The following is a 21675-nucleotide window of genomic DNA, read 5'->3' as shown; positions in this document are numbered from 1 at the left end:
TCCCTCGTCAAAGCTATGCCTCGTCCACCTCCTCCAATCGAAGAAGGGCGGTTCGCGCGAATTTGGATTCGCAGAGCGTCAGGCTACAGACGAGCACCGCCGCCGACTTGGACTGATGCGACCGGATTTTGTCTCACAACGAACCGAAGCGGCTTCGTGCAGCACTGGTGCGCAGTTGCGACACCTTCCCCAAAGGAGCTACGCCTGGTCCCAGCCGACCTTCTCTGAATTCTCCGCCCAGACCGGCGCGCGGTAGATCTCGTTCCCGCCAGCGTCCCTGACGCGGATAAAGGCGTCGCGATCACGCAGATCGTCGCGCCAGACGAACAGATGCCTTGCCATCTCGTCGGCAACGACGAAGGTCGCGCTGGTCTGCTCGAACACCATGCCGCCGGGATCGATCTTCACGATATTGCCGACCAGGAGGTCGAAAAAGAAACGACGCATTCAATACTCCGGCTACGGATGCCGCACGCAATGCTTGGGTCATGGTTTCGCAATCAGGGATCACGTCGGATCCCCGTCTGCTGATCGAAATCGGCAGATGGCTGGAATTCAGTCGCGCGTGGTCACGCCACCTCGCCGCTCCTGATGTCGCTCGGCGTCGCGTTATAGGTTCGCCGGAAGCAACGATTGAAATACGAGAGATCGCCGAAGCCGACGTCGTAGGCGATCGAGCTCACCGTTCGTTCGGCGTATCCGGGCTCCCTCAGCATGCGATGCGCGCGCTTGACGCGCTGCTCGATCAGGAAGGACGAGAAGGTCTTTCCGTCGGCCTCGAACAGGCGCTGGAGATATCGCGGCGTCACGCCGAGCTCCTGGGCAACCGAGGCCACCGACAGATCCTGCCGCCAGCAATTGTTGGCAATCGAGACTTTCGCTTTCTGGAGCCGGGCCGCCTTGACGCCGCGCCGTCCGGCCAACTCCCGCACCTCGCCGGTCGCACCAAGGACGAGCGCCAGCAGATCGTGCAGATGCCCGACCCCGAGCTGCCGGAGCTCAGGCGTCGCAAACGCCTTCTCCCGCACCAGCGTCACCGCGTAGTCGACCAGCAGCCTGAGCCCGGTGGAACTTTCCGGCATGACGCGCATCACGGCATCATCGACGTCCACGATCATCGGCGCCAGCACCCGTCTCGGTACGCGTAGCGAGAAGCAGCTGCCCAGCAGCAATCGCTCGAACGTCGTGACGTCCTCCGCGCTCGTCAGCACCGCCTCGCCTGCATGGAGCCTCAGATCGTGTCCCCGCTCGGATATCCCGAGAACGCCGGACCTGTTCACGATCAGGGCGAGACTGTCATCGCCATCGGCCACCAGCTGCTTGGTGCGAATGACCCGCGCTCCGCACAACCCTCCGATCAACAGCTGGGCCTCCGGCAGGACGTGAGACGTGAAGCTCGCCGCAGCCGGCTTTCCTTCCCTTGCCTCGACTTCCGCCTTCAGCACCCCGCGACGATAGAAATCGCGAAGCATCGGGATGCGCTCGCCTTCTGGAATTTCGTTCGTTGAAACATTGAGAACGGAAAAATCAACCATGCTGCTCACTGCAATCTCTCCAACCGACGAGCAGGCCGGCCATACGTTGTCGTTTCCTCATACGCGTTCGATGCCGTCGCGGCATGTTCGTGCGGCGTACGCTGCTCATTATTTCCGGAACGCGATATACGAAAGTCTCAAATGGCTCGCGTCCTGCGTTCGGAGGACCTAGGAGTCGGAGACATCACAATGGATTGAGAGCGCAGTGCGTAACAGCGAGGCAGGACAAGACGTACTACGTGGCCCTGTCATCACCGCTCGTCCGCCGCGCGAAGGGCACGGCAAAGCCGGCGGCGATCTTCACCAGATCGGCCTGCCTGCCGGCGCCCGTCTTCTCGAACAAGCGACCGAGATGCGTTTTCACGGTGGTTTCGGCGATGCCTAGCTTTGCTGCGATATCGGGAACTCCCCCGATCTCGATGATCGCCATCAGCACGCGCAATTCGGACGGCGTCAGCCTGAAGGCCGTTGCGATCGCGTCGGCTGCGAGCAACGGCAGCATGGAAGCTCTTTGAACGAAGAGCATCGTGGCTGCGATATCCCGTGGCAGACTGCGATCCCGCTTCAGCGGAAAGGCATGAAGCAGATAATGCTGTCCATCAGCCGCCGTCGCAAGCTCGATCTGACGTCGTGCGCCTCCATCGATTTCGCACAGGCTGCGGAATATTTTGTCGGTCTGGGTGTTGCGGGCCACGATCCGGTCGCCGACCATCGCGAGCAGATTGGCATCGGCGAACAGCTGGCGGCACGCCGCGTTGGCATGGACGACCCGGCCGTCTGCGTCGAGCAGGCAGATCGCCGTGTTCAATCCATCGAGAACGTCGGCGAGATCGTCTACCGTATGGGAACGAGCCCGAATCTGCCGGCCCATGATCTGCGATCGCTGGATGTGCGGAGCCAGCAGCCGCATGCGCTCCCGCATCGCGTCGTCGACGGTTCCACGGGAGCGATGGCGCAGCACCTGCAGGACCGTGGTGCGGGCGGCTGTCTTCTCCAGCGCGACGGTCGCGAGGTCTATCGCCCCCTGCGGTTCCACCCATTCGCGATAGAAGGTCGTCTCCAGAAAATCCGCATGAGGCATGATGTCGGTCACGCCGATCGTCTGCTCGGGCGCGAGATTGAGATGACGATCGAGCAGCGGATCGAATTCCACATAGCGGTCGCGATAGAGCTGACGGAAGCGGGCATCGGCTCCGAAATGCTGATGAATCTCGATCGAGAGCCGCGCCGAATCCCTGGAGACGATCATCGCGGCACAACCGCCGACGAAATGCGCAACCTGCTCCAGCGCGCCGCTGCGCAACGCGGGGTCGATCGCCGCATCGTAGATCTCGCCGATGAGGGACGAGAACCGATCTGCCTGCTGGGTCGTCATCGGGCGGACGACGCCATCTGCGTGTGGCTCGCGCGAGACGAAGGGCCCGCAGTCGGGGAACCGGCGGAGAAGGCGGGCCGGTCAATCGCCGCCTTCGACAATGAAAAAACGTTGCAGCCAGATGCTGGAATATCGAACATCGTCCTTGCGTAACGTCAACCGCGGGAGGCGGCTTGGACGGTTTCGCCAAAGACTAGGATAAATGCGAACAGCGCGCCGACTGTGTGCGAAGAGTCACGCGCCCGCTCGCTGCGATCGACTTCATGGCCGCCGTATTGTCGCCTTCACGGGCGGCGTCGGCAACTTATTTCCGGTTCTCTTCGCAGAACTTCAACGCCGCCAGCGCTTCGCCGGCGCGCGGGATCTGCATCTCGATACTATCGTCGTCATCGTCCTCGAAATCGAGCGTGAGGCGCTTTGCCTTCGACAGGCGGTCCATCAACGACTGGTCGTACTCGAAGATCCCGCGCACGGTGGTCTTGTCCATGACCTCCCACTTCGCCTTCTTCATGATGTCCGCATCATCGGTGCCGACATCGGCCCGGAGGATCTCGCCGACCTTCTCCCATTCCCAGCCGTCGTAGATCATCACGATGACGATCGCCTTCTCGGAATAGGTGATGACGATGACGTAGTCGCGGTTCTCGTCGTCCTTGTCCTTGTAGCCGCGGCTCGCATTGCAATGGGTATCCTGCGTCCGCTTTTCGATGGTCCAGTCGCCGACCTTGGATTGTTGCGCAAGCGCCGGCCCGGTGCCCATGGCACCCGCAGCCAGCCAAACGGCGAGAAGGAATCGCTTCATGTCGGCCTCCAGCACGTTCCCCGCACCGAGATGACCACCTCTTCGGGACAGCCGCAAGGGCCTCGGACCCGGCCAGGCGAACGACGCCCCTAACCTCGTCGCGGCACGATCGCGATCGGGGTGAAGGTGTAGACCTCCTCGCCGTCCTGGTTGACCATGGTCCACTTCACCAGCGCGATGCCCTGCGGCTTCGACTTGGAGGGCGTCAGGCTCATGACCTCCCCGACCAGATGCAGGCGGTCATTGGGCCGCACCGGCATCATCCAGCGCAGCCCGTCGACGCCCGCACCGATCAGCGGATGCGGTCCGAAGGGGCGGGTCTGGATCGCAAGGTTCATGGCGATCGCGGCGGTGTGCCATCCCGAGGCTGCGAGCCCCTTGAACAAGGTCGCCTTGGCCGCCTCATGGTCGAGGTGCATCGGCTGCGGATCGAACTCGGCTGCGAAGCGCTTGATGTCGGCTTCGGTCACCACCATTTCGGGCGATTTGAACCGCATTCCGATGCTGAGATCGTCGAACCACTCGACCTGCGCCATGATTTTGCCTCGCAATGTGATGGATCGCCTCGCCGGACGGCACGGCCGAAGACGTTAACCAAAAGCGGGATGTAGCGGCTCTGCAGCGCACAAGCCAGCCCGGGGTTCCATGCGAAACCCCTTTCCTGATGCGACGAAACACGCCTGAAACAGATGGTCGTCTAAGTGGTTGTCAAAATAGATACAGGGACGGCTACCATGCAATTCCTCCTCGACCTGATCTACGAATATTCCTGCTGTCAAAACCTCGTCGCCCAACCGCCACAGGAGGACGAGCTATGATCGAGCTGATCTCCGCCCTGCTCGCCCTCTGCAGCGTCGGCGTTTTCGCGGCGCATGCGCTGGATGCCTACCGCACCACGCACTACTGAGGGTATCGTCGCTGGGGGCAGCTAGAACGGCCGCCGGTAGAAATGCTCCGAATGCGTTGCCGGTGGAAACCGGTTGGCAAGCGCCAACGCCCCCTTCTCGTCCGTCTCGAGCGCGATCTTCTGCGCCAGCATCACGTCGCCCGGAACCAGAAAACCCGACGGGACGAAGCACCACCCCATCGTCGCAATGCCGGCCTCGTCGATCTCGTGGACATTGGCGGCCGTACCGTAGTGGATGCGGTAGGTCTTGCCGGTGTCACACCCGACGACGTCGAAATAGCGGTATTGCTCGAATTGGGCGCGCTGCGCCGGCGATAGCCATTCGGCCAGAAGCCGGCGGCCACGGGCATCAGGCGTGTTCTCGCCGAAGAACCGCCGATAGAGTTCACGCAGCGCATGCAGACGCGCACGCGCCGGCGCGCGGAGCCAAACTGCCGCGATCATGAGCAGCTCAGATCAGCCGCCGACCAGGCGCGGGTAGAACAGCGTTTCCTGCGCGGTCGGGTCGAACGATCTGATGCGGGTGACCTCGCCGGGTCCGTTTCGAAGGGCGGCGGTGAAGCCCGCGCCGGTCAGCTCCCGAAAGCGCCGTTCGGCTCGCGCCAGCGCCTCGGCATTGCCAGGATCAAACTCGTGGCGCGTATCGCCAGTCTGGTCCATCACGATCTGGGTTGCCATGTTGAGTCTCCTCATGCCCAGCCCTGAATCTGATCAAAGCAAACCTCGTGCCGTCGGTTCCCAATGGCAACAACTTTCTCGCGCTGGCGCATCACGCCTTGCTGAACTGATCAGCGCGAGACGGCCGCCCCTCCGCCCTCATCGATCTGCCGGCCCATCAGCGCGATTGCCTTCTGATAGACGCCCGCGGCATTCCAGGCCTCGATGGCGGCGAAATTCGGCTCGCCCGGCTGGTATCCGGCTCCCGCGCGCCAGCCATGGGCCTTGAGGAAATTCGCCGTCGAGTTCAGCGCATTGGCGGCGACTTCGAGATTGCCGGTGCCATAGGCCAGGATGTTCTTGGGCATGAACTGGGTCTGGCCGACCTCCCCGTGCATGGAGCCGCGCGTCGCCCCCGACAGCGTGCCGCGATCGATCAGCTTCAGGGCGGCGTAGAGCTGGTCGGTGAAGAATTCGGGACGGCGGCAGTCATAGGCAAGGGTTGCGATCGACGACAGCATGTTCTGATTGCCGCGCTGGCTGCCGAAGCCGGTCTCCATGCCCCAGATCGCGATCAAGGGTCCGGGCGGGACGCCATAGCGCTGCTGGATCGAGGCGAACAAGGCTCCTTGCGACTGCTTGAGCTGCCGCCCCTTGGCGACGATGGTGGTGGCACCGCGCTTGGCGAGGAACTGGTCGAGCGTCAGCGAAAAACTGCGCTGGCCGCGATCGGCGGCGATGGTAGCACTGGCATAATTGGTCTGCATGAGGGCCGAGAGCGCGGTCTGGCCGATGCCCTTGCCCTGCGCCTCCGCACTGAACTCGCGCTTCCAGGCCTCGAAGCCGCCGGGCCCGTTGCCGCAGGTGGCGGCCTCGGCCATGGGCAGAGAGAGCAGCAGCGCGGTCGCGCCAATCACCGCCGTTGCGACTGTCCTGCCGTTGATCATTGCGCGTTCCTTCTGCTGGTGCGCGACCGGCTCGCGCGAGCGCATGATCCTACGTCAACTGCAATCGCTCAAGTCCCGGCGGCTACAATCAATCCAGTCAAAGCCCTTGACACCAGCGGTCACGCCTCATCCGCTTCCAGCAGGAAATCCACCATGATGCTCTGGTGCTGCCGATACATGTCCGTGCCGGTGCCCGTGACACAGCCGATGCTGCGGGCGGCCGCGATGAAGGGCGAGACCTCTGGCCTGGTAATGACGCAGCCGCAATAGGCGGACGGCGCGAGCCGCGCGACATCGACCGGCAGCGGATCGCCTTCTTTCATCCCCGCGGGCGTCGCATTGGCGACAAAATCGAAGCCGGAAGGATCCATGGTGCCGGCCCGCACGGCCGCCTTGCCGAGACCGTTGAGGCGACAGATCAGCGCGTCGCGGCGCTCGGCCAGGCCATCATGAATGGCAAGCTCGCTGACGCCGGCCTCGACCAGCTCGAGTGCAATCGCCGACCCCGCACCGCCCGCGCCGACAAGCAGCGCCTGCATGCCTGCGGGAGCGATCCCCTTCGCCCGTGCCGCACCGACGAAGCCGAGACCATCCACCATGTCGCCATGCCACGAGCCATCGGCGCGCCGCCGCATCAGGTTCACGACACCCAGGAAATGGGCGCGATCGGTCGCGCTCGTGCAGGCCCGGTAGCAGGCGAACTTATGCGGAATGGTCACGACGATGCCGTCGAGATTCTTCAGCCGCGTCGCGACCGACAGGAAATCGGGCAAATCCGCCGGCGCGACCTGAACGGGCATGAGAATGCCATCGTGCCCCCGCGCGGCAAAGGCGGCACTGACGCCGGCGGGCGAGCGCACCTGGGCGATGGGATCACCAACGATGACGTAAAGCCGCGTCGCACCTGTTGGGGCCGGGATCATGCCGTTCGAGCCGGAACTGGGGTGCCGTCCCCCACGGTCAGTTCGAGACCTTCCAGACTGCCTTCCTTCCGCCATTTGTCGAGCAGCCGCAGGAACGCCATTGGCCCGCGCCAATATTGGCTGTTTCTGGCCGCGACCGGATCGAACACGCCCTCGTTGTTGTAGTAGCCGGGCGTGCATTCGGCGAGATAGGTCTGGCGGCCGATCGCGGCCTTGACGACCTCGTCGACCCAGGCGTTCTCGGCGGCAAGCGTCGGCTCCAGCGTCCGGGCGCTACGCTTGCGCGCCTGATCGATGACGTAGGCGATGTGCTGCGATTGTTCGTCGATGATGTGCGGGAAGTTGGCGCTCTGGCCGGCCTGCACCGTGACGATCAGGAAGCAGTTCGGAAAGCCGCGACTGTAGAAGCCGTGCATGGTCTTGACTCCGCCCCGCCAGCGCTCGGACAGGCTCATGCCGTCGCGGCCGTAAACCTCGAAGCCCATGCGGCGGGCGTAGTCCGTGCCGACCTCGAAGCCGCTGGCGTAGATCAGGCAGTCGAGCTCGTAGGCCTTGCCATCAACCACGACGGCATTCTCCGTGATGCGCTCGACGCCCTGCCCTTTGGTGTCCACGAGATGAACGTTCGGACGATTGAAGGTGTCGAGATATTCGTCGTGAAAGCACGGCCGTTTGCAGAACGCCTTGTACCAGGGCTTGAGCGCATCCGCGGTCGCCTTGTCTCTGACGACCGCATCGACGCGGGCACGGATCTCCTCCATCTTGCGATAGTCGGCCTGCTCGATGACCTTCAGCGCCTCCTCCATCGAGGTGACCGGCTGTTCCTGGCGGCGCGGCGCCAGCAGGATTTCGCCGAGCAGGCCCGTCCAGCCGTCCTGCACCAGATCCTTCTCGAACGGCTCGCCTGAGATCACGGCGGTGAAATTGTCCATGCGCTCGCGCTGCCAGCCGGGCTCGAGGCTTTGCGCCCACGCCTGGTCCGTGGGGCGGTCGTCGCGCACGCCGATCGCCGAGGGCGTGCGCTGGAAGACGTAGAGCTCCTTCGCGGAGCGGCCGAGATGCGGCACGCACTGCACGGCGGTGGCGCCGGTGCCGATGATGCCGACGCGCTTGCCGGCAAGTCCGGTCAGGCCGCCATCCGCATTGCCGCCGGTGTAGCCGTAATCCCAACGGCTGGTATGAAAGCTGTGGCCCTTGAAGGTTTCGATGCCGGGAATGCCCGGCAGCTTCGGCCGGCTCAGCGGACCTCCGGCGAGAATGACGAAGCGTGCGCGGATCCGGTCGCCCCGATCGGTCTCGACCAGCCAGCGCGCCTCGTCCTCCTGCCATGCCATCCGCGAGATGACGGTCTGAAACAGCGCGCGCTCGTAGAGCTTGAAATGATGGCCGATGCGGCGGGAGTGTTCGTAGATCTCAGGCGCCCGGGCGTATTTGCGCACCGGCATATAGCCGGTCTCCTCCAGCAGCGGCAGATAGATGTAGCTCTCGGTATCGCAGGCGGCGCCGGGATAGCGATTCCAGTACCAGGTGCCGCCGAAATCGGCAGCCTTTTCCACGATGCGGAAATCGTCGATGCCGGCCTCGCGCAAGCGCGCGCCACATAACAGACCGCCGAAGCCGCCGCCGACGACGAGCACTTCGGTCTCTTCGCTGAACGGGGCGCGCACAAATCCGGGATCGGCCCAGGGGTCGTCGAGGTAGCGACTGAGGCCGCCTGTGACCTCGACATACTGAGCCTTGCCCTCGGCACGCAAACGGCGGTCGCGCTCGTCGCGATAACGCGCACGGAGAGCCGCAATGTCCACCGTAGGTTCGCCGGCTGCACCGGTCTTGTGTCTTTCCGCTGACATCCATTTCCTCCACGGCGAACGCTGCTTCGCCGGCAGCTCGGATCAGTTAGCCCCGAAAAAGTGACGCATGCAATCGCGTCCCATGCTTTTTGCGTGAACGCCGCGCGACGTTCCGCTAACCTCGCGCGCAAATCACATGCGCCATGCAACGACATGGCAATCCGGAGGAAACCATGCAGGGATTGATGATGGATATGCCGCTCCTGATCAGCGGCCTGATCCAGTACGCCGCGGACTATCACGGCGAAGCCGAGATCGTCGCGCGCGAGATCGAGGGCGACATTCATCGCACCACCTATGCCGAGGCGCATCCGCGCATCAAGCGCATGGCGCTGGCGCTGAAGCGGCTCGGCATGAAGCAAGGCGACCGCGTCGGCACGCTGGCCTGGAACACCCACCGTCATTTCGAGATGTTCTACGCCGCGCCCGGCATGGGCTACGTGCTGCACACCGTCAACCCGCGGCTGTTTCCCGAGCAGCTGGTCTACATCATCAACCACGCCGAGGACCGCCTGCTGTTCATCGACCGCGCGACGCTGCCGATCGTCGAGGCGATCGCGCCGCAGCTGAAGACGATCGAGGCCTACGTCGTGATGTCCTCGCGCGAGCGGATGCCGGAGACCAAGCTCGCCAATGTCCATTGCTACGAGGAATTGCTGGGACGAGAGAACGACGCCGGCTTCGCCTGGCCGGAGTTCGACGAAAAATCCGCCTCCACCATCTGCTACACCTCGGGCACGACCGGCAATCCGAAGGGCGTCATCTACTCGCACCGCGCCGCGATCCTGCAGACCATGACCTGCTGCAATTTCGACTTCCTGCCGGGCCATGTCGAAGGCGTACGCGAGGTAATGATGCCGATGGCGCCACTGTTTCACGGCAACGGCTGGAACATGCCGTTCACCGCGCCCTATACCGGCTCCAAGCTGGTGCTGCCCGGCCGCAATTACGAGCCCGACAAGCTCTATGAACTGCTCGAGGGCGAGAAGGTGACGCTGTCCGCGGGCGTGCCGAGCTTCTGGCTGATCCTGCTCGACTGGCTGGGCCGCACCGGCAACAAGTTCTCAACGCTGCGCGCAACATTGTCGTCGGGCTCGGCGCCGCCGCGCGCGATGGTCGAGAAGCTCAAGCGCGACTACAACATCGATTACATCCAGGCCTGGGGCATGACCGAGGCGCTGGGCTGCTCGATGCCGGGCCTGCGGCCGGGCTCGGAGCATCTCAGCGACAAGGAGAAACTCGACCGGCGCCAGGTGTCGGGCCGCGCCTGCTTCGGCACGGCCCTGCGCATCGTCGACGATGCCGGCAATGAGCTGCCGCGCGACGGCAAGACCGTCGGCCATTTGCGCGCCCGCGGCCCCTGGGTCGCGTCCGGCTACATGAAGCTGGACGAAGGCCTCGACCGGGACGGCTGGCTGATTACCGGCGACATGGCCGTGATCGACCCACAAGGCCACGTCACGCTGACCGACCGCTCCAAGGACGTGATCAAGTCCGGCGGTGAATGGATCTCATCGATCCAGCTCGAGGACGTCGCGCTGTCGCATCCCGATGTGCTTCAGGCCGCGGTGGTGGCCATTCACCATGAGAAATGGCAGGAGCGCCCCCTGCTCCTCGTCGTCCGCAAGAAGGGTGCGACCGTCGACGGCAAGACGCTGCTCGAGCACATGCGCCCGAAGATTGCGAGCTGGTGGATGCCGGACGCCGTCGAATTCCTCGACGAATTCCCGATGACCGGAACCGGCAAGGTGCTGAAGTCGGCACTGCGCGACAAGTTCAGGGAGTATCGCCTCGCGTGACGGCGTTCGATCGCGTGCGGACAATTCCGCGTGCGGTCTTCATCTTTTGGTAGATCGAGGAGCGATATAGCGAGGCCTCGCTCACCTTGGATCGAGGACACCATGGCGTTTTCCGGATTGGGTCTGCATCTCGGCAATCTGTCGCGCCTGTCGGATGCGCAGACACGCTCGATCAGCCCCGAGAACTTCACCGGCGAGAAGGGCAAGGGCGGCATGTCCGTCGACGGCCCCGCGGCGCGCCAGGCCCGCGATCTCGGCCAGGGCTGGAAGGTCTCTCCTTACGTCGTCGTCGAACCTGGCGCGACCTTCACGCTCGCCGACATCGCCGGACAGGGCGCGATCCAGCAGATCTGGATGACGCTGGCGCGCGGACGGCTGCGCCATTCGATCCTGCGCATCTATTGGGACGGCCAGGAACACCCCAGCGTCGAATGCCCGGCCGGCGATTTCTTCGCCTGCGGCTGGGAAGAGTTCGCGCAGGTGTCCTCGCTCGCGGTCTGCGTCAATCCCGGCCGCGCCTTCAACTGCTACTGGGAGATGCCGTTTCGCAAGCGCGCGCGCTTCACGCTGGAGAACCGCAGCGAGGAGCAGCTCACGGTCTACTACCAGATCAACTATGCACTGACCGACGTGCCCGAGGACTGCGCCTACTTCCATGCCCAGTTCCGCCGCACCAACCCGCTGCCCTACAAGGACGTCTACACCATCCTGGATGGCGTCAAGGGCGCCGGCCACTATGTCGGCACCTACATGGCCTGGGGCGTCAACAACAATGGCTGGTGGGGCGAAGGCGAGATCAAGTTCTTCATCGATGGCGACGGCGAATTCCCCACCATCTGCGGCACCGGCACCGAGGATTATTTCTGCGGCGCCTATAATTTCGATCCTCATGTCGCGCATGGCGGTCAGGGGCAATCGCGCTACCAGGAATTCACAACACCCTACTCCGGCCTGCCGCAGGTGATCCGCCCCGACGGCGTCTACAAGTCGCAGCAGCGCTTCGGGCTCTACCGCTGGCACATTCCGGATCCCGTGCGCTTTCGGAGCGATCTGCGCGTGACGATCCAGGCGCTCGGCTGGCTGCAGGGCGTGAAGGAGGCCAGGTACCTTCCCTTGCAGGACGACATCGCGTCCGTCGCGTTCTGGTACCAGACGCTGCCGACCGCGCCGTTTCCAGCTCTGCCGGGGCCCGATTATCTCGAAATCGGCTAAACCGCCGATCCTTCAAGGAGACCAGAGATGCTCTACCCGATGTCGCCCAAAGTCGTCGAGCTCAAGCGCAAGCTGGAGAGCTTCATGGATCGGCACATCTATCCGAACGAGGAGCGCTTCTATCGCGAGGCCGAGGAGCTCGGGCCGTGGAAGGTCTATCCGGTCGTCGAGGAGCTGAAGCCGCTGGCGCGCGCGGAAGGCCTGTGGAATCTGTTCCTGCCGGAGTCCAGCCACGGCGCCGGCCTCTCCAACCTCGAATATGCCCCGCTCTGCGAAGTCATGGGCCGCTCGCATCTGGCGCCCGAAGTGTTCAACTGCTCGGCGCCCGACACCGGCAACATGGAGGTGCTGGAGCGCTATGGCACCGAGAAGGACAAGGAGCGCTGGCTGAAGCCGCTGCTCGCCGGCGAGATTCGGTCGTGCTTTGCAATGACGGAGCCCGCGGTCGCCTCGTCCGACGCGACCAACATCGAGAGCTCGATCGTGCGCGACGGCGACCATTACGTCATCAACGGGCGCAAATGGTACACGACCAACGCGACGGATCCGCGCTGCAAGATCTGCATCTTCATGGGCAAAACCGATCCCGACAACCCGGACCGCCACAAGCAGCAATCGATGATCCTGGTGCCGATGGACACGCCGGGCATCGAGGTGAAACGTCCCCTGCCCGTGTTCGGCTTCTACGGCGTGCCTGATCGCGCCTCCGAGGTCGTCTTCACCAATGTGCGGGTCCCGAAGGAGAACATGCTGCTCGGCGAAGGCCGCGGCTTCGAGATCGCGCAGGGCCGCCTCGGCCCCGGCCGTATCCACCACTGCATGCGGCTGATCGGCCTCGCCGAACGCACGCTGGAAAAGATGTGCCGCCGGGTGCGCAGCCGCGTCGCCTTCGGCAAGCCGGTCTCCGAGCAGACCGTGACCCAGGAGCGCATCGCGGAAGCCCGCATCATGATCGAGCAGGCCCGGCTGCTGACGCTCAACGCCGCCTATGCCATGGACACGGTCGGCAACAAGGTGGCGAAGGCCGAGATCGCGATGATCAAGGTTGCCGTGCCCAACATGGCCTGCCAGATCATCGACTGGGCGATCCAGGCCCATGGCGGTGGCGGCACCTCGAACGATTTCGGCCTGACCCAGGCCTATGCGACCGCGCGCTTGCTGCGGCTCGCCGACGGCCCGGATGAAGTGCACCGCAACCAGATCGCGCGGTTCGAGCTGAAGAAATATTCGAACGCTTGAACCGTGCGGGCGAGGCAGCCGTGCGGCTCGCCCGCACCAGGATCAGAGCGAGTTCTTGATGATCCCAACAAAGTTGCGGCGGCCGTCTCTGATGCACCCGTGGACGTCCAGCCGATAGGTCGTCCGCGTCGCAGCATTCTTGACGTTACCACCAATCACGTCGGCCTCACCCGTGCGCACAGCGACGACGATGTCGCAGTGACTGCAAAAGCTGTCCGCTTTCCCTGCACGAATCCGCTTCAATTCGCTCTTGGCTTCGGCAAAGCTCCGCGGCGGCGCCCGACAGCCATCTCCGCTGCGGCTTGCCCAGACGAGATCGCCGGTCACTAGTGATGTCGAGGCTGGATCCTGCAGCGAGAGGCCGGGGAAACGACCGCTGTCGATGTCCGCAGCATAGAGGGAATGATTCTCGTTGTAGGGAAACTTCTTGGCGGCTCCCGCCTCGCGGAAGCAATAGGAAATGAAGGCAGCCGACCAGGCCGGGGAATCTCTCCCGTCCAGATGGCTGCCGACGGCCTTCCAGTATTCACCGACATAAGTCCAGAATGGCGCATCCGCCTCCATTCGGTCGCTCGTGAAGCCGATCAGACGTCCGTCGATTGTCTCGGCGGGGCCGCCCCAACGCGTCCACTCCCGCCGGGCGATCTCGACCAGGGATTCCGCAATCGTCATGATCCGGCTCCTCAGACGAATTCGCCCATGGAGCGGGACCACCGCTTCTTCTTGAGGTTTGTGCGCCTCGTAGCGAGCGCCGTCTTCAAATTCGCGCAACGCCCCGGCTCGTTGTCACTTCCCACCTCCAGCAACGCGTCGAACGGTTTGCCGTCCAGCAGGGCCTTCTGCATGTCCGCGAAGGCGGCCCGGCCCTGATGACGAATGTCCATGACGACGCAGCAGATATCGGCCGTCATACCATCGAGGCCGAGACGCTTGTCCGCTTCGCGGACGAGTGCGCGCGCCGTCGTCACCATGTGCTGGACTTGCAACAGCCGCGCCCCCGGCACGCTCGTCGTCCAATGAATGAACTTTGCGGCGCCGATCACCTCTGAATCCTCAACCTCGTCCAAGGTTGGATTGAGGTACAGTTGCAATGCCTCGGTCGAGTTTGCCGTTTCCATCGGAAGGGTCTTGTTCTCTTCGACCTTGACGATGCGCCCATTCAGCACTTCGAGGTTCGGGAAGTAGTCCAGCGCCTCGGGGCGTTGCAGCATATCCCTGAACCAGCGAATGAAATCCCCGTCCGGCACGTGCGCAGCGAACTGACCGAACCCGAACGTGAACCGCGCCCGGTCATAGGTGTTCAGAGACAGAAAGCTCTGCCCCTCGCAGATGGCCGTCGGCTCGATGAAATCGGACCAGAACGGGTAGACGTCATGATAGTCCTTCGCGAGGTAAAGCCACTTCTTGGCTTCGGCTGAGCCAAAATAGTTGCCGTCGTTCGAGAGGCCAAATCGCTCAACGCCGGTCTTCTTGTTGCGGTATCTGACCTTCTGTCCGATCGCAAAGGGTTCACCATTGTCCGGACGTGCGGAAAAGTGTGCGCCGTCGCGCACGACATCAAAATGAACAGCCACAAATGTCTCCTGAAAAAACAACTTGTAAGTGATTAAATACTAACAACGCAATCAAAGGAGCCGCAAGACCAAAGTGACACTGCAAAGCAACGCAGCAAGCAGCCGCGTTGCATCGCGAAATGAAGCAGCGAAACCGTATTCCGGGTGAAGCGCAGTCTCGCGGAGGCCACGCTACCGCTTAGTTCAGGCACTGATCGACGGCCGAGCCCATTGCGGTGGGGCCGCGTCAACGGCGACCTTGCGCCCTCGGCTCAATTCGCCACGTACACATCCGGATCCGCGCTCGAACTCGGCTTCTTGAAGGCATTCCGCAGGGCGGCCGACATCGGGACGTTGTAGTTGAGACCATTCGGCGGCGTCGGCGATTGCAGCCATTTCTTGTAGAGCACCTCGATCTCCGGGCTCGCATAGAGCTCCGCGGTCGCGCGATCGGCGAGCGCCTTGAACGGGGCATCCTCGCGGCGCAGCATGATGCCGTAAGGCTCCGGCTTCGAGAACGCCTCCTCGCTGATCATGAAGGCTTGCGGCTCCTTGGAGCGCGCGATCGCGACCGCGAGCTGCACGTCGTCGAGCGCGTAGGCCTGGGCGCGGTCGGTTTCCAGGAGCAGGAAAGCCTCGGCCTGGTCCTTCGCCGGCATGATGTTGATGCCGAGATTGCGGTCCGTATTGACCTTGGCGAGTTGCGTCAGGTTGACCGAGCCGGCCACGGCCGTGACCGCCTTGCCCCTGAGGTCGTCGATGGTGTTGATCTTCGCGGCCTTCTTGGCGGCGAACCGCGTTGCGCTGAGGAAGTGCGTATTGGTGAAGGCGACCTGCTTCTGGCGGTCGGCGTTGTTCGTGGTCGCCGAGCAGTGCAGATCGAGCGTGCCGTTGACCATCAAGGGAATCCGGTTCGACGAGGTCACGGCAAGCGTGTCGACGGCGATGTCGGGCATATTGAGTTGCTTCTTCACGGCATCGACGATTTTGAGGCAGATGTCCATGGCAAAGCCGACCGGCTTCTGGTTGCCGTCGAGATAGCTGAACGGGACGGACGCTTCCTGATAGCCGAGCGTGATCTTCTTGGTCTCCTTGATTTTCTGGAGCGTGCCGGTGAGATCTTCAGCCGAAGCTGTGCCCGCAAGGCATGTGACGGCCAGAAAAAGGGTAGGAAGACGCATCGGGAGCTCCTTGAATAGGTGTCGGCCGTGCCAGCGCACAGCCGCGCGTGTGATAGCCCAGAGCAGCACCGATCGCCAGACGAGGTTCCGCTGATCAGCTATCGCGGTTTTGTATCGGCCAGACCAAGGCGACGCCGCTTCCCGCCTTAGTCGCAGGTGAGCTGTTGCTCGAACCAGCCGCCGACCCGCTCCGACAGGGCCGGCCACATCCGCTTGAAACCGTCGAGCTTGCCGACATTGGCGCGGTACATCGCCCGCAATTCCTGCTCGATGGCCGGCAGGTCAACGCCGGTACACGCCCCGTCGCCGACGATCGTCCTGCCTGAAACGACGACCTGCTTGACCAGCGAAGTGTTGCCGCGCGCAAACAGCAGCGTCATGGGATCGACAGGCATGATCCGGTCGCGGTCGAGCCGATCGAGGTCGATCACGACATAGTCGGCCGGGTTGCCGGCGACGAGCTCCCCGCTCCCGGGCGCCCCGGTGGCACGGCGCCCATTGCGGATGGCCAGGGAGAACAGCTCGGTCGGTGTCCATGTCGCCTTGAATCCCAGGCCGCCATGGGCCATCTGCACCAGCCGCATCTCGCGCAGGATGTCGTCGTCCTCGTCCAGCGCCAGCCCGTCGACGCCGACCGCGATGGCGCAGCCGCATTTGTGTGCGGCGGCGATCGGGGCGAGGCCCGAGCGCAGATGCATGTTCGAGCTGAAATTGGTGACGATGCGCGCACCCGACGCAGCGATCATCTCCAGCTCGTCGGGGCGGGCGTGGATGCAGTGCGCCAGCGTCAGCCGCTCCGAAAGGAAACCAGTATCGCGAAGCCAGCGCACCATGTCCGGAAAGTTCTGGTCGGCCCAGGCGCGCTGATACACGGTCTCCAGCAGATGCATGTGAATGCGCCGGCCCGTCCGCGCCGAATTCTCGGCAACCGCCTCCAACAGCGGCTTCGAGCACCATTGCACGCCGGCGGGTCCGAACTGCACGTCGATCATCGGGCCGGCGATGGCGGCGGCAATGGCGTCGGTCAGCTCGATATAGGCCTTGGGCGACATTGGCGCGCGGATGAAGAGATCTTCGATGGCCTTGCGATCGTCGGCGGGAAGTCCCGAGAGCGCCGGCTCGGCATCGCCATAAACGATCGGGTTCTGGTCGCGCACCGCGAGCGCAAAGGCCATGCGGATGCCGACGGCGGACGCCGCTCTTGCGATCGCCTTGGCTTCGTCGAGCAACGGCATCGTCCCGCTCGGGCGGGTGTAGTGCACCATCATGGCCGCGCAGCCGGCCTTGGCCGAGCGGGCCAGCGCGGAGGCGGCGGTCAGGTAGGGATCGACCGGTGTGCCGAGCGCGGTGCGCAGGATCCAGCTTTCCAGGGGCATGCCGACCGCGCCAAAGGACGATGCCGTGGCGCGGGCATGATCGTGGGCGTTGACGAAGGCCGGAATGACGAAGGAGCGCGTGCCGCTGCCGGCCTCCGCTCCTTCCGAGATGTCGGCGATGACACCGGCCTCGTGCCGCAGCACGACATTGTCGCGGATGCCCAGATCAGGGCCACGGAACAGGCTGGTCGCCGAAACCTCCGTGGCCATGACGGTCTCTCCGGGCTCAGTTGGCCGTATACACCAGCTCCCGCTCGGCACGCGGCGGCAGGAACTCCCGCGAGAACACCTCGGCCGTAGCCGGCGCGCGGGCGAGCTGATAGCCTTCGACGATGATGCCGATGGCGCGCGTCATGCGATCGTCCTTGATGTCGCCGACACCGATCTCCTTCATCTCCGGCGAGACGATCAGCTTGTCGAAGGAATATTGCAGCCGGCGCTTCTCGACCGCGACGTCGATCAGATTGTCGTAATTCAGCGCAGCTTTCATGCCGGCGTTCTGGTCCTTGGCCACCGCGATCGCGCCCTTGTTGATGGCACGCACGAGACCCGCGACCGCTTTCGGGTTCGACGCGATCAACTTCTTGGAGACCATTACGCCGTTGGAATAGAGGTCGAGACCGTACTCACCGAACGAGAACCATTTGAAGTCCTTGTCGGGGTCCTGCCGGTTCAGCACCAGGTTGAAATAGCTGGTGATGTTGAAGACGAGCGCGCCGTCGATATCGCCCTTGATCAGCATCGGCTCCTGGAGATTCGGTGCCATGTTGGAGATCTTGATCTTCTCGCCGTCGAGGCCGTTCTTGCGCGTGAACACCGGCAGCAGGCGGGTCGTCGGCGTGCCCTGCGCGCCGCCGAGGGTGTGGCCCTCGAAATCCTTGATGGTGTTGATGCCGCTGGTCTTCTTGGCGACGATCGCGAATGGCGGCTGGTTCCACATCATGTAGACCATGACGGGCGCCTCCTGCGGCTTGGTCGAGGCGTTCTGGATGATGGCGTTGACGTCGCCGAAGCCGGCGTCGTAGGCCCCGGACATGATGCGCGTCACGGTGGCACCCGAGCCCTCGCCCTGGTCGATGACGACGTTGAGGCCCTCCTCTTTGAACAAGCCATGATCCTTGGCGTAGAAGAAGGCGGCATCGCTGCCTTGGGTCTTCCAGCCCAGCGTGAACTTGATCGTGGTCTCCTGGGCAATCGCGGCCCCCGTGGACAGGGCCAATCCCAGCAGCGCGGCAGTTACTTTTCTCAACATCGAGACCTCCTCAAGCTTCGTTGCGTGACGGTTCAGAAAATCAGGTGGCAATCACGTCGTTCTTGCGCGTGGCCCAGCCGGTGACGCGGCTCTCGATCAGCGAAAACACGACGTAGAGCGCGACACCGAGGCCCGCGAGCACGAACAGGCCCGCGAACACCAGCGGCACGTTGAAATTGGAGGACGCGGTCATCATGACGTTGCCGATGCCGCGGTTGGAAGCGACCGTCTCCGACAGCACCGCGCCGACAAAAGCGTAGGAGATCGCGACTTTCAGCGAAGCGAAGAAGAACGGCATCGTCCGGGGCAAGCCGACATTCCAGAGGATGTCGAACTTGCTGGCGCCGAGCGCCTTCAGCACGTCCTCGAGCTCGGGCTCGGTGGTCGCAAGGCCCGTCGCGATATTCACGACGATCGGAAAGAAGCAGATCGACAGCGCCGTCAGCACCGCAGGCACCGTGCCGGATCCGAACCACAGCACGAAGATCGGCACCACCGCGACCTTGGGAATCGAGGAGAAGCCAATCAGCAGCGGATAGCAGGTGTCGTAGGCCGTCTTCGACACGCCGATGATCGCGCCGAGGGCGACGCCGAGCGCGACGCCCAGGACGAAGCCGAACATCGTGGTCGCGAGTGTCTGCACGATGTGAGGCCACAGCACCGGGAAGCGCTGAACCAGCGTCACGAGCACTTGCGACGGCCGCGGCAGCACGAGGTCCGACATGCCCGTCATCAGGCAGAACAATTCCCAGGCGACGAAGAACAGCACGATCAGTCCGGCCGACCACGCCTTCTGCCTGATATCGATCCCGAACATCAGCCTGCCCCCTGTTCGCTAGCGCTGCGCGCATCCTCGATGAAGGCGCGCAGCTTCTGGTTCAGCGCGACGAAATCCGGCTCGAAGGTCATGGCGACGGTGCGCGGCCGGGCGAAATCGACGCGGCTGTCGTCGAGGATGCGGCCGGGGCGTGAGCTCATCACGCAGATGCGGCTGGCGAGGAAGCCGGCCTCGCGCAGGTCGTGCGTGACCAGCAGCACCGTCGGCTTGTGCGTCATCCAGAGGTTCTGGAGGATCGCCCACAGCTCCTCGCGGGTGAACTGGTCGAGCGCGCCGAACGGCTCGTCCAGCAGCAGCATGCGCGGCTCGTGGATCAGCGCGCGGCAGAGATTGGCGCGCTGGAGCATGCCGCCGGAGAGCTGCCAGGGATAGCGGCTGCCAAATCCCTTGAGGCCGACCTGCTCCAGCAGCGCATTGGCCTTGTCGCGGAATTCGGTCTTGCGGAGCCTGCGGAAGCTGGAGCGGAACGGCTCGACGATCTTGAGCGGCAGCATGATGTTCCGCTCGATCGTCATCCACGGCAGCATGGTCGGGTTCTGAAACGCCATGCCGACCCGCATCGCCCGCGCCGCGACCTCGCGCCCGCCGACGATGACGACGCCGCTGGTCGGCTGCACCAGGCCGCTGACCAGACGCAAAATGGTCGATTTGCCGCATCCGGACGGGCCGACCAGTGCGACAAACTCGCCGTCGCCGATCTTCAGCGTGGTCTTCGACAGAGCCGGCACGGCGCGGTCGCCGCGCCCGAAGGTCACGGAGGCCTCGGACAGCTCGATCGCGGTTGCGGCAACGCCTTCGGGAACAGGCCGGCCGTCGAATTGGGCGTTGGGTTGCATGCGCATCACAGCCAAAGTGCATGCAAGCTGGATGCCAGCCGGCCTGCCCCTTAAAATCAATGATTTGGCGGAACGCACCGCCAAACGGCCGGACTCGATTTGGGCAATCCAGCCCCCAAACTGCATGCAATTGGGGCGCCGGATCGCCGCAAGGCTGTGCTAGAGAGAGGCTTCGACCTCCTCAAGGATTCGCCGATGGCGGCCCGCAGCACCAGCAAGACTTCTGAATCGTCGGACAAGGTCAGTGTGATCTGCCGCGCGCTGCGACGTGCGATCATCGAGCAGGCGCTGGAGCCCGGCGCGAAACTGCCCGAAGATGCCCTCGGCGAGCGCTTCGGCGTCAGCCGCACCATTGCGCGCCACGCGCTGGGGCAACTCGCCGCCGAGGGTCTCGTCGAGCTGCGTCGCAACCGCATCGCGGTGGTGGCGACCCCGAGCTGGCAGGAGGCGCGCGACGCCTTCGACATCCGCATCGAGCTCGAACGCCTCGTCGTCCGCCAGCTCGCGGGCAAGCTGACCAAGGCGCAGATCGCGGAGCTGAATGCCCATGTCGACGCCGAGGACGGCGCACGCGGCGGCGCGGATGCGGTCTCGATCCGCCTGGCCACCGAATTCCACATCCTGCTCGCGCAGATGACGAACAGCCCGATTCTGGTGCGCTATGTCAGCGAGGTCGCCTATCGCTGCTGCCTGACGCTGTCGCTGTACAGCCGGCCGCATTCGACCGAATGCGCCATCAACGAGCACCGCGCCATCATTTCTGCGCTGGCCAAGGGCGACGAGGCCAAGGTGATGGACTTGATGCACCATCACCTGGATTCCGTGGCCAATCGCGCGCTGGTCGCCCCCACGCCGCAGCGCGGCCGCGACCTGCTCGACATTCTCGCGCCCTATGCCGACGAGGTGACGAGCGACCGCGTCGTCAAATTGCCGAAAGTGGCGCGGAGAGGTTAGGCCTCGATCCCGCGCTGCACGAGGATACGCTCGGCGCTGTCGTTCCAGACGTCCATCTTCACGATCTGCCCGCCCTTGACGACGAAGCGATCGACATAGCGATTGCCTTCGAACGGCGTGCCGTCGATCCACTCGCCATAGAGCGTGCCGACGCTGTAGACGACAGTCTCGTCTGCGCCGGGGCAGACGTCGAATCGGTCCATCTTCTTCTTCACCCAGCGATAGCGCCTGGCATTGAAGCCAGTCGGGCCGCGCGGATGATCGAACTCTCGCCCGCCGGTGAACGTGATCACCGTGCCGGGCTTCATATAGGCCGCGGCGGCATCGGGATCGGGTATCATCGAGGCCGTCAGATAGGCCTCCACGATCTCGGCGTCGGTCATCGGGCGGTCGGCTTTTGCGGGAGCGGACATGGTGGAGCCTCCAAAGGTGCCGGCAT

Annotated in this window: 22 protein-coding genes; 4 read left to right on the top strand and 18 right to left on the bottom strand. The window is 63.9% G+C overall.

Features of this window, described 5'->3' with window-relative positions; translation table 11 throughout:
- Positions 1–198: 198 nt before the first annotated feature.
- The 10 genes from TSA1_RS36215 to TSA1_RS36170 all read right to left on the bottom strand — a co-directional run bounded on the left by TSA1_RS36215 (position 199) and on the right by TSA1_RS36170 (position 8996).
- Positions 199–447, bottom strand: coding sequence for a DUF6894 family protein (locus TSA1_RS36215; protein WP_100180496.1), 249 nt, complete (start codon positions 445–447; stop codon positions 199–201).
- A gap of 122 nt (positions 448–569) precedes the next feature.
- Positions 570–1535: a helix-turn-helix transcriptional regulator gene (locus TSA1_RS36210; protein ID WP_174719372.1), complete on the bottom strand. Its 966-nt coding sequence runs from the start codon at positions 1533–1535 to the stop codon at positions 570–572.
- Between the two features lie 235 nt (positions 1536–1770).
- Complete coding sequence (locus TSA1_RS36205; RefSeq protein WP_100180494.1) at positions 1771–2910, bottom strand: LuxR C-terminal-related transcriptional regulator; 1140 nt, start codon at positions 2908–2910, stop codon at positions 1771–1773.
- A 304-nt stretch (positions 2911–3214) separates the two neighbouring features.
- Complete coding sequence (locus TSA1_RS36200) at positions 3215–3712, bottom strand: hypothetical protein (protein WP_100181534.1); 498 nt, start codon at positions 3710–3712, stop codon at positions 3215–3217.
- Positions 3713–3801: 89 nt separating this feature from the next.
- The gene (locus tag TSA1_RS36195) at positions 3802–4248 is read right to left on the bottom strand and encodes a MaoC family dehydratase (protein WP_100180493.1); all 447 of its coding nucleotides are present in this window, start codon (positions 4246–4248) and stop codon (positions 3802–3804) included.
- A 392-nt stretch (positions 4249–4640) separates the two neighbouring features.
- Entirely contained in the window at positions 4641–5063 is a 423-nt protein-coding gene (locus tag TSA1_RS36190; protein ID WP_100180492.1) for a hypothetical protein, read from the bottom strand.
- 12 nt (positions 5064–5075) lie between these two features.
- The gene (locus TSA1_RS36185; RefSeq protein WP_018319783.1) at positions 5076–5297 is read right to left on the bottom strand and encodes a hypothetical protein; all 222 of its coding nucleotides are present in this window, start codon (positions 5295–5297) and stop codon (positions 5076–5078) included.
- A gap of 110 nt (positions 5298–5407) precedes the next feature.
- Positions 5408–6223, bottom strand: coding sequence for a lytic murein transglycosylase (locus tag TSA1_RS36180; RefSeq protein ID WP_100181533.1), 816 nt, complete (start codon positions 6221–6223; stop codon positions 5408–5410).
- Positions 6224–6342: 119 nt separating this feature from the next.
- Entirely contained in the window at positions 6343–7146 is an 804-nt protein-coding gene (locus TSA1_RS36175; RefSeq protein WP_100180491.1) for a shikimate dehydrogenase family protein, read from the bottom strand.
- Positions 7143–8996, bottom strand: a complete 1854-nt coding sequence (locus TSA1_RS36170) for a flavin-containing monooxygenase (protein ID WP_100180490.1) — start codon at positions 8994–8996, stop codon at positions 7143–7145. Before TSA1_RS36170 ends, TSA1_RS36175 begins: the two co-directional genes overlap by 4 nt.
- Positions 8997–9169: 173 nt before the next feature.
- Here TSA1_RS36170 and TSA1_RS36165 point away from each other — a divergent pair, with 173 nt between their 5' ends.
- From TSA1_RS36165 to TSA1_RS36155, 3 genes are all read left to right on the top strand, one after another.
- The gene (locus TSA1_RS36165; protein ID WP_100180489.1) at positions 9170–10795 is read left to right on the top strand and encodes a long-chain fatty acid--CoA ligase; all 1626 of its coding nucleotides are present in this window, start codon (positions 9170–9172) and stop codon (positions 10793–10795) included.
- Between the two features lie 102 nt (positions 10796–10897).
- Positions 10898–12007, top strand: a complete 1110-nt coding sequence (locus TSA1_RS36160; RefSeq protein WP_100180488.1) for a glycoside hydrolase family 172 protein — start codon at positions 10898–10900, stop codon at positions 12005–12007.
- Between the two features lie 27 nt (positions 12008–12034).
- Positions 12035–13246 (top strand): acyl-CoA dehydrogenase family protein, encoded by a 1212-nt coding sequence (locus TSA1_RS36155; RefSeq protein ID WP_100180487.1) that lies wholly within the window; start codon positions 12035–12037, stop codon positions 13244–13246.
- A gap of 42 nt (positions 13247–13288) precedes the next feature.
- Here the strand turns inward: TSA1_RS36155 and TSA1_RS36150 are convergent, their stop codons facing one another.
- The 7 genes from TSA1_RS36150 to TSA1_RS36120 all read right to left on the bottom strand — a co-directional run bounded on the left by TSA1_RS36150 (position 13289) and on the right by TSA1_RS36120 (position 20282).
- Positions 13289–13918 (bottom strand): DUF2272 domain-containing protein, encoded by a 630-nt coding sequence (locus TSA1_RS36150; RefSeq protein WP_100180486.1) that lies wholly within the window; start codon positions 13916–13918, stop codon positions 13289–13291.
- Between the two features lie 11 nt (positions 13919–13929).
- A complete protein-coding gene (locus TSA1_RS36145; RefSeq protein ID WP_142249940.1) occupies positions 13930–14820 on the bottom strand; it encodes a hypothetical protein in 891 nt (296 codons plus the stop codon).
- Positions 14821–15071: 251 nt separating this feature from the next.
- The gene (locus tag TSA1_RS36140; protein ID WP_100180484.1) at positions 15072–15980 is read right to left on the bottom strand and encodes an amino acid ABC transporter substrate-binding protein; all 909 of its coding nucleotides are present in this window, start codon (positions 15978–15980) and stop codon (positions 15072–15074) included.
- 146 nt (positions 15981–16126) lie between these two features.
- Positions 16127–17566, bottom strand: coding sequence for an amidohydrolase family protein (locus tag TSA1_RS36135; RefSeq protein WP_100180483.1), 1440 nt, complete (start codon positions 17564–17566; stop codon positions 16127–16129).
- Between the two features lie 16 nt (positions 17567–17582).
- On the bottom strand, positions 17583–18608 hold the full coding sequence (locus TSA1_RS36130) for an ABC transporter substrate-binding protein (protein WP_100180482.1): 1026 nt from the start codon (positions 18606–18608) through the stop codon (positions 17583–17585).
- 40 nt (positions 18609–18648) lie between these two features.
- Positions 18649–19425, bottom strand: coding sequence for an ABC transporter permease (locus tag TSA1_RS36125; RefSeq protein ID WP_100180481.1), 777 nt, complete (start codon positions 19423–19425; stop codon positions 18649–18651).
- Positions 19425–20282, bottom strand: coding sequence for an ABC transporter ATP-binding protein (locus TSA1_RS36120; protein ID WP_245448497.1), 858 nt, complete (start codon positions 20280–20282; stop codon positions 19425–19427). The genes TSA1_RS36125 and TSA1_RS36120 overlap by 1 nt, the downstream gene beginning before the upstream one ends.
- A gap of 195 nt (positions 20283–20477) precedes the next feature.
- On the opposite strand from TSA1_RS36120, the gene TSA1_RS36115 reads away from it, so the two are divergent.
- Positions 20478–21236: a GntR family transcriptional regulator gene (locus TSA1_RS36115; protein ID WP_100180479.1), complete on the top strand. Its 759-nt coding sequence runs from the start codon at positions 20478–20480 to the stop codon at positions 21234–21236.
- On the opposite strand, the gene TSA1_RS36110 is transcribed toward TSA1_RS36115, so the two are convergent.
- A complete protein-coding gene (locus tag TSA1_RS36110) occupies positions 21233–21649 on the bottom strand; it encodes a nuclear transport factor 2-like protein (protein WP_100180478.1) in 417 nt (138 codons plus the stop codon). The two genes, TSA1_RS36115 and TSA1_RS36110, sit on opposite strands and share 4 nt — an antisense overlap.
- Positions 21650–21675: the final 26 nt, after the last annotated feature.

Source organism: Bradyrhizobium nitroreducens (assembly GCF_002776695.1).
In the GTDB taxonomy this organism is placed as follows: Bacteria; Pseudomonadota; Alphaproteobacteria; order Rhizobiales; family Xanthobacteraceae; genus Bradyrhizobium; species Bradyrhizobium nitroreducens.
This window is presented reverse-complemented; position numbering and strand designations above follow the sequence as displayed.